Origin of the sequence: Mesorhizobium sp. WSM4989 (assembly GCF_029625795.1) — a bacterium.
In the GTDB taxonomy this organism is placed as follows: domain Bacteria; phylum Pseudomonadota; class Alphaproteobacteria; order Rhizobiales; family Rhizobiaceae; genus Mesorhizobium.
The window spans coordinates 1-269 of record NZ_JARTVN010000035.1 but is presented as its reverse complement, the minus strand read 5'-3'; the positions used below and the strand labels follow the sequence as shown (position 1 = coordinate 269).

Here is a 269-nt window from a genome sequence, read left to right as displayed (position 1 = left end):
AACGGTGAACTTAGTCGCGAGGCTTCACTTTTGCCGGTCGATGAACAGATTGAGTTTATTGCCAGCGCAGAAGGTCGGCGTTTGATCGAGCGTCTTGTTCAACTGCCCCCGCGAGTGCGAGCTCGCGTGTCTGCCCTGATAGCCGCAATCGCAGAAGAATTGGGCGCCTTTGATAAGCTGCCCGGCCGCTCGCGACCCCAAATCAAGGCATCAGATAAGGCAGCTGATAGCTAACCGATCTGCCTTCAGGAAAGAGCCCACTCTGCATC

General features: G+C 55.8%; 1 pseudogene. It reads left to right on the top strand.

The features are described 5' to 3' along the window. Positions 1 to 234 (top strand): annotated as a pseudogene (locus P9217_RS30210) (hypothetical protein); the annotation flags it as partial. Positions 235 to 269 lie beyond the last annotated feature (35 nt).